At 42.1% G+C, this 14523-nt stretch carries 12 protein-coding genes; 9 read left to right on the top strand and 3 right to left on the bottom strand.

Going from position 1 to position 14523, the window contains the following annotated elements:
- Positions 1–35: 35 nt before the first annotated feature.
- Positions 36–608 (bottom strand): TetR/AcrR family transcriptional regulator, encoded by a 573-nt coding sequence (locus QM629_RS08920; protein WP_415159319.1) that lies wholly within the window; start codon positions 606–608, stop codon positions 36–38.
- 87 nt (positions 609–695) lie between these two features.
- Here QM629_RS08920 and prmA point away from each other — a divergent pair, with 87 nt between their 5' ends.
- The 9 genes from prmA (at position 696) to QM629_RS08875 (ending at position 9724) form a co-directional block, all read left to right on the top strand.
- Positions 696–1511 (top strand): 50S ribosomal protein L11 methyltransferase, encoded by an 816-nt coding sequence (gene prmA / locus QM629_RS08915; protein ID WP_415159317.1) that lies wholly within the window; start codon positions 696–698, stop codon positions 1509–1511.
- Positions 1512–1647: 136 nt separating this feature from the next.
- Positions 1648–3984, top strand: a complete 2337-nt coding sequence (locus QM629_RS08910) for an ATP-dependent helicase (RefSeq protein WP_415159315.1) — start codon at positions 1648–1650, stop codon at positions 3982–3984.
- A gap of 157 nt (positions 3985–4141) precedes the next feature.
- Positions 4142–4645, top strand: coding sequence for a hypothetical protein (locus QM629_RS08905; RefSeq protein ID WP_415159313.1), 504 nt, complete (start codon positions 4142–4144; stop codon positions 4643–4645).
- Positions 4646–4788: 143 nt separating this feature from the next.
- Entirely contained in the window at positions 4789–5436 is a 648-nt protein-coding gene (locus QM629_RS08900; RefSeq protein ID WP_415159311.1) for a DUF47 domain-containing protein, read from the top strand.
- A gap of 19 nt (positions 5437–5455) precedes the next feature.
- Complete coding sequence (locus QM629_RS08895; protein ID WP_415159309.1) at positions 5456–6595, top strand: inorganic phosphate transporter; 1140 nt, start codon at positions 5456–5458, stop codon at positions 6593–6595.
- Positions 6596–6624: 29 nt separating this feature from the next.
- Positions 6625–7680: a UDP-glucose 4-epimerase GalE gene (galE, locus tag QM629_RS08890; protein ID WP_415159307.1), complete on the top strand. Its 1056-nt coding sequence runs from the start codon at positions 6625–6627 to the stop codon at positions 7678–7680.
- 93 nt (positions 7681–7773) lie between these two features.
- Positions 7774–8319, top strand: coding sequence for an RNA polymerase sigma factor (locus tag QM629_RS08885; RefSeq protein WP_415159305.1), 546 nt, complete (start codon positions 7774–7776; stop codon positions 8317–8319).
- Between the two features lie 32 nt (positions 8320–8351).
- Positions 8352–9215, top strand: coding sequence for a hypothetical protein (locus QM629_RS08880; RefSeq protein WP_415159303.1), 864 nt, complete (start codon positions 8352–8354; stop codon positions 9213–9215).
- An 11-nt stretch (positions 9216–9226) separates the two neighbouring features.
- Entirely contained in the window at positions 9227–9724 is a 498-nt protein-coding gene (locus QM629_RS08875) for a hypothetical protein (RefSeq protein ID WP_415159301.1), read from the top strand.
- Positions 9725–9937: 213 nt separating this feature from the next.
- On the opposite strand, the gene rpoB is transcribed toward QM629_RS08875, so the two are convergent.
- A complete protein-coding gene (rpoB, locus tag QM629_RS08870; RefSeq protein WP_415159299.1) occupies positions 9938–13741 on the bottom strand; it encodes a DNA-directed RNA polymerase subunit beta in 3804 nt (1267 codons plus the stop codon).
- A 318-nt stretch (positions 13742–14059) separates the two neighbouring features.
- Positions 14060–14410: a DUF4256 domain-containing protein gene (locus tag QM629_RS08865; protein WP_415159297.1), complete on the bottom strand. Its 351-nt coding sequence runs from the start codon at positions 14408–14410 to the stop codon at positions 14060–14062.
- Positions 14411–14523 lie beyond the last annotated feature (113 nt).

Genomic DNA, 14523 nt, shown 5'->3' with positions numbered 1-14523 from the left:
AATAATGAACAAAAATTCAGTTATATTAGAAAAATTTATGCTTTAATGCCGTCCCAGCATAGTTGAAAGTTCTGATCTATTGTTTCGGGGCTGAGCTTTTTATTATAATAGTTTACTCTTTTTGATATTTCATTAATATTACCAATCATGAAGGTAGTGAGCCAGAAATTATCTATATCCTTTATAAGGCGCTCTTTTTTACCACGCGTTAATAATTCTTTCAAAGGCTCAAACATTTTTTTTGCTTCAACTTTGGTCTGTTCATCTATATAGGGAGAATGCAGGGCCTGTTCTATAAAAACACCCTCTTCGAAGCGCAGAAGCCTGAGTTGCAGCACATTTGACCAAATGGTATGAAACCCAACCTTGAAAGGCGCATCTGCATTGTAGTTTTTAAAAAATGTTCCCTTGGAGTTTTTTATACACTCATGAAAAAGGCCTACGATCAATGACTCTTTGTTTTCAAAATATATATATAATGTTCCTGTTGCAATTTTGGCTTCTTTGGCCACAGCCTGCATGGTAATGCCTGATAGGCCTGTGGCTTTTACCAGCTTTAAAGTGGCTTTATAAATACGCGCTATTTTATTTTCATCTCTCAGTTTCACAACGCAAAGTTAAGTGAATTTATATTCATTTATGAAACACCCGGAAAATGATTTAACATTTTACCATAAACTTACGTTTGTTTGCACATGAATTATCTCGAGATAAGCTTTGAAAGCATACCGGAAGAAAAAAAGGAAATACTTATCGCATTGCTTTCTGAAATGCATTTTGAAGGTTTTGAAGAGCAGCCTGCCTGTTTAAAAGCATTCATTTCAAAGAACCTGTTTGATGAAGAAATGCTACAGCAATTAACAGCAAAAATGCAATTAGATTATGCCACTTCAGAGTTGCCCGATGTAAACTGGAATAGCGTGTGGGAATCGAACTTTCAGCCTGTTGTAATTGGCAATTGCGCCTTGCGGGCATCATTTCACCAGCCCATAAAAAATATACAATACGAGATCGTTATAACACCGAAAATGAGTTTTGGCACCGGTCATCATGCTACTACATTTATGATGATACAGCAAATGCAGGCAATAGATTTTAACCATACAACTGTGCTTGATTTTGGTACCGGCACCGGCGTTTTGGCCATACTTGCGCATAAGCTGGGCGCAGCCAAAGTGGTGGCTATTGATAATGATAGTTTCAGCATAGAGAACGCGGCAGAAAATTTCAGTAACAATCATATCAATGATATTGAACTGAAAATGGCTGATAATGCAAAGGCTCAAGGCAGTTTTGATATTATTCTTGCCAATATTACGCGCAACATTATTCAGGAAAATTTCCGGTTATTCAATCTTCAGTTGACTGAAGGCGGCCTGCTTTTATTAAGCGGCCTTTTAAAAGAAGATGAAAAAAGCATTACAGTAACAGCCGTAAATTCAGGCTTTCAACTGAAACATAAACTGGAAAAAGGCAACTGGATCTGTCTTTTGTTTACAAAAAATAAATGAAGGTTATCCGGCTGATATAAGGCTGAAGGATTATTGGCCACAAGTGCACAGATTTTATCCATGCGCTTGCGACTATTTTCATACCCTGTCAACAATTTTTTTTCTCCTCTTTAGGGGTTGGAGCTAACTTGCGCCCATGCAGGATTATCTGAAAGGATTGAACGAGCCGCAACGTGAGGCTGCAACACACATTAACGGGCCTTTGATGATAGTGGCCGGTGCAGGCAGCGGCAAAACAAAAGTGCTTACCACGCGCATTGCGCATTTAATGGCGAACGGGGTTGATGCATTTAATATTCTTGCCCTTACGTTTACCAATAAAGCCGCTGCGGAAATGAAAGAGCGCATAAGCAAAATATTGGGCACCAATGAAGCCCGCAACCTTTATATCGGCACATTTCACAGCGTATTTGCAAGGATTCTGAGAGGTGAAGCGCACCGCATTGGCTATCCCAACAATTTCACGATTTACGATACAGACGACAGCCGTTCCGTTATAAAAACAGTAGTGAATGAGCTGCACCTTGATGATAAATTATACAAACCCAATGTTGTTCATAACAGAATATCGGCCGCAAAAAATGCACTGGTGGGGCCTGAGGAATATGCCAACGATTATTACCTGCAGCAGGAAGATATGCGCGCCAACCGCCCGGCTTTGGCGCAGGTATATAAGGCATACCAGGCGCGCTGCTTCAAGAATGGCGCAATGGATTTTGATGACCTCCTGTTCAAGATGTATGAGTTGCTGCGCGATTTTCCGGAAGCATTGCACAAGTATCAGCATAAATTCAAATACATTTTAATTGATGAGTACCAGGATACCAATCCTGTTCAGTACCAGATAACAAAACTGCTGGCCGCTGTAAATGAAAATATTTGTGTGGTGGGAGATGATGCACAGAGCATTTACAGTTTTCGCGGCGCCACCATCGAAAACATTTTGCAGTTTCAGAAAGATTATGATGATGTAAAAGTAATTAAGCTGGAACAGAATTACCGCAGTACGCAAAGTATCCTGAATGTTGCGAACGAAGTAATAAAGAACAATAAAGGCCAGCTTCCAAAACAGTTGTGGACAGAGAATGCACATGGTGAAAAAATAAAGCTGGTGCGTACCATGACGGACAATGATGAGGGCAAATATGTAGCTGATATTATACAGGAACAAAAGCTGCGCAACCATTATCGCAATAAAGATTTTGCCATTCTTTACCGCACCAATGCGCAAAGCCGTTCTTACGAAGAAAGCCTGCGCCGCATGGGCATTGCGTACAGAATTTTTGGCGGCATCAGCTTCTACCAGCGAAAAGAAATAAAAGACTTTCTTGCCTATTTGCGCGTAATCGTAAATACAAGGGATGAAGAAGCCTTAAAGCGCATCATTAATTATCCTGTTCGCGGTATTGGTAAAACATCGGTGGAGAAGATCGTGATCTTTGCCAACGATCAAAACATAACTTTCTGGGATGTGCTTACCCGTGCATCTGAATTTGGTTTTAAAGCCGGCACGCTGGAAGCCATACAGAATTTTGTAACCATGATCCGTTACTTTCAAAGCATGCTGGAACAAAAGAATGCGTATGATGTGGCGGTGCAGGCAGGCAAGCATACGAATTTTGTAAAAGAGCTTTTTAACGATAAGAGCACAGAGGGGCTGGCAAGATATGAGAATGTGCAGGAATTGCTCAACTCCATAAAAGAATTTACCGAAAGCCCGGATAATGAGGAAGGCGAGGTTGGCGATAAGGGTCTTGGCGCTTACCTGCAGCAGATAACGCTGCTTACTGATGCAGATGAAAAGGATGAAAATGCGGATGTAGTAAAACTGATGACGATACATGCTGCCAAAGGTTTGGAATTCCCGGTTGTATTTGTGGGTGGGCTGGAAGAAACTTTATTTCCCAATGCCATGAGCATAAACACAAGGGAAGAGTTGGAGGAAGAAAGGCGCTTATTTTATGTGGCCGTTACAAGGGCCGAGAAACATTTGTTTTTAACGTATGCCAATGCCCGCTATCGTTTTGGCAGCCTGGTGCAGAATGAGCCCAGCCGTTTTTTGGATGAACTGCCCGAAGCTTTTTTAGACCGGACGTATGCAGGCGGCGGCGCAAGAAACCAAGCCAATATAAGCAACATGGGTTCTGCGTTCGCCAGGATGCACCGGGGTTTTGAAGGCGGTCAACCGTCAACCCCTAACCGTAAACCGCCCGCTGAAAAAAAACCATCTTACCAGTTGGCCGCCGGCAGCCAGCGGCCGGCGGCAAAACAGCATATTCCTTCAAAAGATTTTGTGCCGAGCGATACCACCAATTTGCAGGAAGGTCAGAAGGTAGAGCACCAGAAGTTTGGTTATGGGCTGGTTACCAAATTAGAAGGCAGTGCACATAACCCTGTTGCAACGGTGAAGTTTGAATTAAATGGCGAGAAAAAGATCATGCTGAATTATGCGAAACTGCGAATTGTGGAATGAAGCCCCGGATGCTAAACGGTATAAACAGGAGCCAAACTCTATTGCCGGTAAGCCAGGAAAAGATTAATTTAACTTCTAAGCTAAATATTGTTTTTTTGCCGGCAAATTGAAAAGAGCATATTAAAACAGCCCTTCGGATTATACAAGTAAAACATACATGAAACTTATTTTATACCGCATTTTTAGTTTTTTGCTGCTGCCTATGGCCATTTTATTTTCGGTAGCTGTATTGCTATTGCTCAGGGCAGCATTTAATAACCCGGCTATGTTCCTGCCGCTGTTTTTAATTGCCTGCATTGCTATTTATACATTTGCCTCACTCAATTTTTTAATAAGAGGCATTGATGGAAAAAAATTTCTCGGCAGACCGTCAAAAGACTGGCTTAAGGTAAATGCGATAGCCAGCACTGTATTTGCTTTATTAATGATAACCCAATGCACGATTTTTTTAATGCATCCTGACATGCTGCAACAAATTACAGCCCAGGCTAAGGCAAATGCCGGTACGGAATTAAACATAAGCGATGCAGCGTTTGGGGATTATCTCCGCATAATCTCTTATTTCTTCCTGGTATATGCAATTGTATTATTTGTACACATCATTATAAGCTTTCAGTATTTAAAAAAATACGGCTATCTTTTTCAGAACGAAAAAAAATAACATCAGTACAAACCGAACAGAAAAGCAGCGTTTTTTAGTTTTATGAAGATTGTGCCTTAATTTGCCTGTATTAAGAAATTATTACTAATTAAGGTAGGGAGGGGAGGATGAATCTATTCCATCATTTTTGTAAAAATTGATCTATGGCATTTAATTCTTTCATGAAAATTTTTCAGCCTAAAGACCGGATTTTTTATACCCTTTTTGAAGAAGTGGTTGATACAGTTTACGAAATGAGCGAATTGCTTAAGAAACTTATCGTGGAGAGGGAAAGGGATAAACGTTTTGCGGTTTTAAGCGAAATTGAAAATGCAGAGCACAAGAACGATGATACCACCCATCGCATTTATACAGAATTAGGCAGAACATTCATTACACCTTTCGACCGGGAAGACATTCATTTTCTCGCAACAGCGCTTGACGATGTAGCTGATTATATTTATGCATCGGCAAAACGAATGACATTTTATAATATTACCAATGACGATGAAGGTATAATTAAACTGGCTAACCTTATAGCATTTGGCGTACAGGAGCTGAAAATTGCAGTGCAGGGCTTGCGGAACATGAGAGACCTGCAGGCAATGACAACCGCATTGGTTAAAATAAACAGCATAGAGAACCAGGCCGATGATATTTACGATTTAAGCGTTGAACGCCTTTTCGACCTGGAGCAGGATATAAAAATGCTCATCAAGAAAAGGGAAGTTTATCATGCCATGGAAACAGCAACCGATAAATGTGAAGATGCTGGCAACGCGATAGAAACCATTATTATCAAGTATTCTTAAACGAAACTTATTCTATCGCATGTCAACACTATTAATTGTAATTATAGTTCTTGCAGTAATATTCGATTTTATTAATGGTTTTCACGATGCGGCAAATTCCATTGCCACCATTGTATCAACCAAAGTACTTACTCCCTTCCAGGCAGTAGTTTGGGCTGCCTTTTTCAACTTTGTTGCTTATTTCATCTTTCGTGATCACGAAGTGGCTAATACGGTGGCGAAAACCGTAAACAGCGGCGCCTACGATCTTACAGTTGTATTGGCCGGGGTTATCGCATCCATTATTTGGAACCTGCTTACCTGGTGGTATGGTATTCCTTCCTCATCATCTCATACATTAATCGGCGGCTTTGCCGGTGCGGCCATTGCGCATTCGGGTTTTGGCAGTATCAACTGGTCTTTAAACGGCGGTATCAGCCTTACCATAATTTTTATTTTGCTGGCGCCGGTTATTGGTATGATCATTTCCATGTTTATCACACTCGTAACCATACAGCGGAATTTCTGGCTTAAAATAGCTATAATTGTTGCCACGTTAACAAGCTGCCTTGTATTTATTCATTTCAAAAAGCCTTTTGAATTCTGGGGATTATTAATACTGGGCATTATTTTCCTGCTCTCCTATTTTTATAATCATTTCAGGGGCGAAACCGCTGCCCGCACTACCAATATGTACAAAAGGCTGCAACTGGTATCTTCCGCTACATTCAGCCTTGGCCATGGCGGCAGCGATGCCCAGAAAGTGATTGGTATAATAGGTGCAGCCATGGTGGCTGAAAATATGATACCCGACATTAGCCAGATACCTGCCTGGGTGCCCTTTATGTGTTATTCAGCAATAGGGCTTGGCACAATGAGCGGTGGCTGGAGGATTGTGAAAACAATGGGCTCACGCATTACAAAAGTTACACCGCTTGAAGGCGTAATGGCCGAAACTGCCGGCGCCATTACGCTGTTTACCGCCGCCAATCTTGGCGCGCCGGTAAGCACCACGCATACAATTGCCGGCTCCATTGTGGGCGTGGGCGCTACCAAACGGCTGAGCGCCGTTCGCTGGGGCATTACTTTAAACCTCGTTTGGGCATGGGTATTAACCATACCGGTAAGCGCCGCATTAGCCGCGGGATTATATTGGTTCTTTCATCTGTTTTCTGCTTAGTTTTCTTATTTTGCAACCATTATTTTACTATGAAAAAAATATTGGTTACAGGCGGTTGCGGCTATATAGGCGCGCACACAGTAGTTGATCTGCTGGAAAACGGTTACGAAGTAATCTCCATTGACGATAATTCGCGCTCAAGCACTTACCTGCTCGATGGCATTGAAAAAATTACAGGTATAACTATCAAAAATTATAATGTTGACCTTAAAAATTTTGATGAAACCCGTGCCGTTTTCCAGGAGAATGAAGACATAGAGGGTATTATACATTTTGCGGCCTATAAAGCGGTGGGCGAAAGTGTTGAAGAACCTTTAATGTATTACGAAAACAACCTATTTTCGCTTATCAACATTCTTAAATGTGTAAAAGAATTTACTATTCCTGGTTTTGTATTCTCTTCTTCCTGCACTGTGTATGGAAACCCCGATGAAATACCGGTTACAGAATCTTCGCCCATAAAAAAAGCAGAATCACCTTATGGCGCTACCAAGCAAATGGGCGAAACAATTGTTGAAGATTTTTCAAAAGTGCAGACCTGCAACACCATTTTATTACGCTATTTTAACCCGGTAGGCGCCCATCCTTCTGTGCATATTGGCGAGCTGCCTTTAGGAAGGCCCCAAAACCTTGTTCCGGCAATTACGCAGTGCGCCATCGGAAAAATACCGGAAATGACGGTTTACGGAACGGATTATCCAACCCGCGATGGCAGTTGCATCCGTGATTATATTCATGTTTGCGATATTGCACATGCACATACCCTTGCCTTGGAATTGCTCATTAATAAAAAAAATAAATCTGCCTGCGAAGTTTTTAATCTGGGAAGCGGTAATGGCGTAACCGTATTGGAAGCTATAGCTGCTTTTGAAAAAATTTCGGGCCAAAAATTAAATTACCAATTAGGCCCCAGGAGGCCGGGAGATGTAGTTGCTATTTATGCAAATAACGATCTTGCCAGGGCCACACTAAACTGGGATATTAAATATGATCTTGAAGATATGATGCGTACTGCCTGGGAGTGGGAGCTTAAGATAAAGGAAGATGAAAAATTGATCAAGGCCCAAAACCCGGTTTTAAATTAATTAGCTTTATTCTATAACCAGGGAATTAAACTTTTTTGGAAACACATTATCCTACCAAACAGATTTTAAATTTCTTGTTTAAAATAACCCTGCATGCAAATTGAAGATAGGGATTTGTTACATCAGTTCAGGCAGCCTGACACGAAAGAAAGGGCATTCACTGCTATCATTAAAAAATACCAGGAAAAATTGTACTGGCATGTAAGGAGAATGGTTATAGATCATGATGACGCTAACGATGTTTTGCAAAACGTTTTTATAAAAGTCTGGAACGGATTGGAAAATTTCAGGGAAGACAGCCAGCTTTACACCTGGTTATACCGCATAGCCACCAACGAAAGCCTTACTTTTCTTGAACAACAAAAGAAAAAAAGCGCCGTTAGCCTGAGCGATGTGGAAAGCGGGCTTACCAACAAGATCGTTGCTGATAAAAATTTTGATGCGAACAGGCTGGAATGGAAACTTCAGTTAGCCATACAACAATTGCCTGAAAAACAAAGGCTTGTTTTTAATTTAAGGTATTATGATGAAATGCCTTATGAAGAAATGAGCAGGATACTGGAAACCAGTGAAGGCGCTTTAAAGGCAAGCTATCACCATGCAGTAAAAAAAATAGAAGAATTCATTAAAAATAATTAAACGGTTTAAAGATAAGAGGGTCAAAAAAGGTGATGCAGGTAAATATTAACATATTGAATGAATTAAAAGAAGCTGGTGCTGCAACACTCATACAAGCAAATAATAAAAACTATTATTCGGTGCCGGAAGGTTATTTTAAAGCTTTTCCTTCAGGAGTGCTGGCTAATATTTTTATTAATGCTTTGCCTTCCTCCCACCCTTACACTGTTCCAAAGGCCTATTTTGAAAATCTGCCGGATTATATTCTTGACAAAATAAATATATCCTCCTGGCAATTGCAGGGTGGCAAACAAAAAAATTCTTTTACCGTTCCGGCCAAATATTTTAATGGGTTTGCTGATAGTGTTATCAAAAAAATAAAGGCACAGGAGAGCAATAAAGACGATATAGTAAAGGAACTTGAAGAAATTTCTCCTTTATTAAGCACCATATCAAAAGAACGTGTGTATTCATTACCTGAAAATTATTTTGAACGGCTTGAGCCTTTAAAGCAAACTAAGAAGCGCTTTAATCCATCAGCCAAAATAATTTCTTTAGGTGGCAAAACCCGCAAATGGATTAATTATGCGGCGGCAGCCTGTATAAGTGCAGTTTTATTTGGAGGAGGATATTTTTTCATTTCAGGCAAAAAGGAGCAAACAACACAGACTTCACAAACTACTGTAACTGCCGATAATGTAAATTTTGAACAGCAATTGGCCAGCATAAGCGATTCTGAAATCGAGGCTTACCTGAAAGAGAATAGCAATACTTCTGTTTTTACCAATGTGGGCGCGACTGATTATCAACAGGAACAAAGCTCTGATTTACAAACCATTATTAAAAATATGTCTGACGACGAGATACAACAATATTTAAATGACGGCGAGGCTGGCAGGAAAGAAGAAGGGATATAAAGATGAAAAATATGAAAAAAATATTTACATTATTGTTGTTTGTATGCTTTCATGGTTATTTTTGCCCTGCGCAAACTTCCAGTGGTAATAACAGGTTGGAAGTTGTGAAAATGGGTTATATGACGCGTGAATTAAACCTCACACCGGATGAAGCGCAACGCTTTTGGCCTGTATATAACAACTATCAAAGCGAGATAAGAGAAGCAAGAAGCCAATACCCCGATGATGAAGTGGCATTTGAGAGAAAAGTGGTTGAAATAAAAGAGCGATATAAAGGTAACTTTAAAAAAGTTCTTGGAAATGACAATCAACGGGTGAACAGGGTTTATACCACAGATAAGCAATTCAATAATGCCTTGCGGAATGAACTGAGGAACCGCCAGCAGACACAGCAATCCCAAGGTAATCATCCGGCGCAAAACCAGTTTCAGCGCCAAGATAAAACAAATAATTCAAACAACAGGTCCAATACCAATCCAGGTAATAAAAGAAAACCGAATCAACGGTAATAACGATATTTAACTTGGTGTTTTTCATAGGTTAGCAACGGCCAGCTCTTTTCAGGGCAGGCCTTTTTTATGGCCCGGAATCTAAGGCTGTCTCCTCCTGTTCCCAACGAAAAATTTCACAGCAAATGCTGTCTATGAAAAAAGGCTGCCCTTTTCAGAACAGCCTTAATATGTTAATGCCTTTAATATAGCCTCCCTGCCAAGGCCTGCAATCTATTCAAATCTCAGGTCGAGGCCTAAACCGCGCAGCTCATGCACCAGCACATTGAACGATTCGGGAACGCCTGCCCTTGTGATATTATCGCCTTTAACAATGGCTTCATACGTTTTTGCACGGCCAATAATATCATCGGATTTAATAGTGAGCAATTCCTGCAGTATGTTGGCAGCGCCATAAGCTTCAAGCGCCCAAACCTCCATTTCACCAAAACGCTGGCCACCAAATTGCGCTTTACCACCCAATGGCTGTTGTGTGATAAGGCTGTAAGGCCCTATGGAGCGTGCGTGCATCTTATCGTCAACCATGTGGTGCAGTTTCAGCATGTAAATTACACCTACAGTAGCTTTCTGATGAAAGCGTTCGCCGGTTTCACCATCGTACAGGTAAGTGTGGCCCATTGAAGGAATACCGGCTTCTTCACACATTTGCTCAATTTCTTCCGTAGTGGCACCATCGAAAATCGGCGTCGCAAATTTGGCTCCTATCTTCTTGCCCACCCAGCCGAGTATGGTTTCGTAAATTTGCCCGAGGTTCATACGGCTTGGCACACCCAGTGGGTTCAGTACAATGTCAACAGGTGTACCATCTTCCATAAACGGCATGTCTTCATCGCGAACGATCTTGGCAACGATACCTTTATTTCCGTGGCGGCCCGCCATTTTATCGCCCACTTTCAACTTACGTTTCACGGCCAGGTAAACTTTTGCCAGCTTCAATACGCCTGCAGGCAACTCATCACCTATGGAGATATTGAACTTTTCGCGTTTATAGCGGCCGAGCTCTTCGTTGTATTTTATATTGTAGTTATGCAATAAACGATTTATAAGCTCATCCGTTTCTGCATTGCCTGTCCAGCCCAACGGGTTCACATTCTGGTAGTCAACAGAAGCAAGGTTTTTTGCATTGAACCTGGCAGTTTTGCCAATCAGCATTTCACCAAAATTATTGCTGACGCCTGCAGAAGATTTATCTTTCAGAAGCGTTTGCAGTTTTTCAAGCAATACTTCTTTCTGATCGTCAACATTCTTTTCATGAATCTTCTCTACCTTTTCCAGCAATGCTTTTTCACGCACTTTGCCGTTCTTATCCTTTTTGGCGCGCTGGAAGAGTTTTTTATCAATTACCACACCTTCTGTTCCGTTGGGCGCTTTTAAAGAAGCGTCTTTTGCATCGCCCGCCTTATCGCCAAAGATAGCGCGCAACAGTTTTTCTTCCGGCGTGGGATCACTTTCCCCTTTTGGCGTGATCTTACCGATCAGGATATCGCCTTCGCGCACATGGGCGCCAATGCGGATGATACCATTTTCATCAAGGTCTTTGGTAGCCTCCTCAGAAACGTTTGGAATATCAGGCGTTAATTCTTCTTCGCCCAGCTTGGTATCGCGAACTTCCAGTTCAAATTCATCAATGTGGATGGAAGTGAAAATATCATCGCGAACCACCCTTTCATTAATAACGATGGCATCTTCAAAATTATAACCTTTCCAGGGCATGAATGCCACCTGCAGGTTACGGCCCAGTGCCAGTTCGCCATCTTTTGTGGCATAACCTTCGGTAAGGAAATCGCCGTTTTTAACCACCTGGCCTTTCTTTACGGCTGGCCTTAAGATGATGGAGGTGGACTGGTTGGTTTTGATAAATTTGGTCAACCTGTATTTCACCAGGTCATCTTCAAAGCTTACCAGCCTGTCAAGGTCATTGCGCTTATAACGAACGTGAATTTCTTTTGCATCAACATATTCCACCACGCCATCACCATCTGCATGGATCTGGATGCGTGCATCGCGGGCGGCTTTTCCTTCCAGACCTGTGCCTACCACAGGCGCTTCCGGATTAATGAGCGGTACTGCCTGGCGCTGCATGTTTGATCCCATCAATGCACGGTTGGCATCATCATGTTCCAGGAAAGGGATAAGCGAGGCGCTCAAACCTACGATCTGGTTGGGCGCAACGTCCATATATTCCACTTCATCTTTTTCAAGTATCGGGAAATCGCCTGTCTGGCGGCTAACAATCCTTTCTTCCACAAAGTGGCCGTCAGCATCCACCGGCGCACTGCTCTGGGCTATCCTGGCAGTATCTTCTTCTTCAGCGCTCAGGTAAGTAAGCTTCTTCATATCCACTTTACCATTATTTACTTTATGGTAAGGCGTTTCAATAAAGCCCATCTCATTTATCTTGGCATGAACGCACAAGGTAGAGATCAGGCCGATGTTCGGGCCTTCAGGCGTTTCAATGGTGCACAAACGGCCATAGTGCGAATAGTGCACATCGCGAACTTCGAAGCCTGCGCGCTCACGGCTTAAACCACCGGGACCGAGGGCGGAAATACGGCGTTTATGGGTAATTTCTGAAAGCGGGTTTGTCTGGTCAAGGAACTGCGATAACTGAGATGTACCAAAGAAAGAGTTGATAACAGAAGAAAGGGTTCTTGCATTGATCAAATCAACCGGGGTGAACACTTCATTATCCCGCACATTCATTCTTTCGCGAATGGTACGGGCCATACGCGCCAAACCCACGCCAAACTGGGCATACAACTGCTCGCCCACAGTGCGCACACGGCGGTTGCTCAGGTGGTCAATATCATCAATTTCCGCTTTCGCATTGGTAAGGCGAACGAGATATTTAATAATCTCAATAATATCTTCGCGGGTTAACACCTTTGTTTCCAGTTTGGTGGTTACTTCCAGCTTGCGGTTGATCTTGTAACGGCCAACTTCACCCAGGTCATAACGCTTATCGCTGAAGAACAGCTTATCAATAATGCCACGCGCGGTTTCATTATCCGGCGCATCGGCGCCACGCAACTGGCGGTAAATATGCTGAACGGCTTCCAGCTCACTGTTGGAAGTATCTTTATTTAATGTATTATAAATGATGGCATAATCGCCGCCCACATCTTCTTTCTGAATGAAAATGCTCTTAACATCCAATTCAGCGATCATTTCAATGGCATCTTCATCCAGAACGGTATCGCGTTCCATCACGATCTCATTGCGCTCGATAGAAACCACCTCGCCGGTATCTTCGTCCACAAAATCTTCCACCCAGGTCCTCAATACACGGGCAGCCAGTTTTTTGCCCACATAATCCTGCAAAGTTTTCCTGTCGGCCTTTACTTCATCGGCCATTCCGAAGAGCTCAAGAATGTCTTTATCTGTCTCATAACCGATAGAACGCAATAAAGTTGTTACCGGGAATTTTTTCTTACGGTCAATGTAAGCATACATTACATTATTAATGTCTGTTGCAAACTCCATCCAGGCGCCTTTGAACGGGATTACCCTGGCAGAATAGATTTTTGTACCGTTGGGGTGAATTGACTGGCCGAAAAATACACCGGGAGAACGATGCAGTTGGGAAACCACCACACGCTCAGCGCCATTAATAACGAAGGTGCCGCGGGGTGTCATATAAGGAATGTTACCAAGGAATACATCCTGAACGATGGTCTGGAAGTCAACGTGCTCTTCGTCGTTACAGCTTAAACGCAGCTTTGCTTTAAGCGGAACGGCATAAGTTAAACCGCGTTCCATACATTCCTCTATGGTGTAGCGGGGCGGATCAATGAAGTAATCTAAAAACTCCAGCACGAAGATGTTGCGGGTATCGGTAATAGGAAAGTTTTCCTTGAACACTTTAAACAAGCCTTCATTGTTACGTTTGTCAGGCGTAGTTTCCAATTGGAAAAAATCCTGGAATGACTCTAATTGAATATCCAATAAATCGGGAGACTCAGCCAGGTTTTTTGTTTTACCAAAGCTGACCCTGTTTTGCAATTTAGTTGATGACATATCTTAATTGATAGTTTTTCCGGAAAATTAAAATGGGACAGAACTTACGGGTTCTCAAGGCATTATAAAGCAACCAATTAATAAATTTCACCGATGCTTTAAGCCAACTGCCCAAATAAAGGAGGGCAAAGGTAAGTATATTACTGAAAATGAAAGTAATTTTTTAGAGGTGGCAGGAACCCGCGAAGTTAAAAAAATTATAATAAAAAGAATGTAATATAAGAAAACCTTAATGCGGTAAAAAACAGAGGCTGGAAGCATACGCCCTGCAGTCATTGCAGGTGCTTTTTCTACAGCCCGTTTCCTGCGCCTGCAATGTTATACGCTTAGCCAACCACGAAATCCTCTTGCGGCGTAATAAGATTCTGCACCATTGTGGTACACAAATACACGGCCGAAACGACAATCGCCAAAAATGGCATCGCCAGATTCCCTTATATCATCTGGTGTTTTAATCCAGCTGGATGTTTTTGTATCGAGTTTTTCAAGTTGTTGCAACTGACGGTATTCCTCTTCCCCCAATAGCTCAATACCCATTTCGGCAGCCATACCCACTGCACTGTTTTTTGGCGTATGTTCTTTTCTTGATTCCAACGCTTCATGATCGTAGCAAACGCTTCTGCGGCCGTTGGGGATTTTTTCTGCAGAACAATCGCAGGGCAAACGCATCTAAATTAGGTGGAAATAATTCCCAAATGTGGATAAGAATGCGGGTTTAAAGAGATTGGCCAGAAGTTATCTACGTTTGTCTTTTGTTAAGTATAAAGCAGGAAAATGCATTC

This window comes from Parafilimonas sp. (assembly GCF_047606085.1).
In the GTDB taxonomy this organism is placed as follows: domain Bacteria; phylum Bacteroidota; class Bacteroidia; order Chitinophagales; family Chitinophagaceae; genus Parafilimonas.
This window is presented reverse-complemented; position numbering and strand designations above follow the sequence as displayed.

Excerpts from the sequence above, each read along its gene's own strand:
- QM629_RS08910 (WP_415159315.1), top strand. The coding sequence starts at position 1,648 with ATGCAGGATTATCTGAAAGGATTGAACGAGCCGCAACGTGAGGCTGCA.
- QM629_RS08880 (WP_415159303.1), top strand. The coding sequence starts at position 8,352 with ATGCAGGTAAATATTAACATATTGAATGAATTAAAAGAAGCTGGTGCT.
- QM629_RS08895 (WP_415159309.1), top strand. The coding sequence starts at position 5,456 with ATGTCAACACTATTAATTGTAATTATAGTTCTTGCAGTAATATTCGAT.
- QM629_RS08865 (WP_415159297.1), bottom strand. The coding sequence starts at position 14,410 with ATGCGTTTGCCCTGCGATTGTTCTGCAGAAAAAATCCCCAACGGCCGC.
- galE (WP_415159307.1), top strand. The coding sequence starts at position 6,625 with ATGAAAAAAATATTGGTTACAGGCGGTTGCGGCTATATAGGCGCGCAC.
- QM629_RS08875 (WP_415159301.1), top strand. The coding sequence starts at position 9,227 with ATGAAAAAAATATTTACATTATTGTTGTTTGTATGCTTTCATGGTTAT.
- QM629_RS08905 (WP_415159313.1), top strand. The coding sequence starts at position 4,142 with ATGAAACTTATTTTATACCGCATTTTTAGTTTTTTGCTGCTGCCTATG.
- QM629_RS08885 (WP_415159305.1), top strand. The coding sequence starts at position 7,774 with ATGCAAATTGAAGATAGGGATTTGTTACATCAGTTCAGGCAGCCTGAC.
- rpoB (WP_415159299.1), bottom strand. The coding sequence starts at position 13,741 with ATGTCATCAACTAAATTGCAAAACAGGGTCAGCTTTGGTAAAACAAAA.
- QM629_RS08900 (WP_415159311.1), top strand. The coding sequence starts at position 4,789 with ATGGCATTTAATTCTTTCATGAAAATTTTTCAGCCTAAAGACCGGATT.
- prmA (WP_415159317.1), top strand. The coding sequence starts at position 696 with ATGAATTATCTCGAGATAAGCTTTGAAAGCATACCGGAAGAAAAAAAG.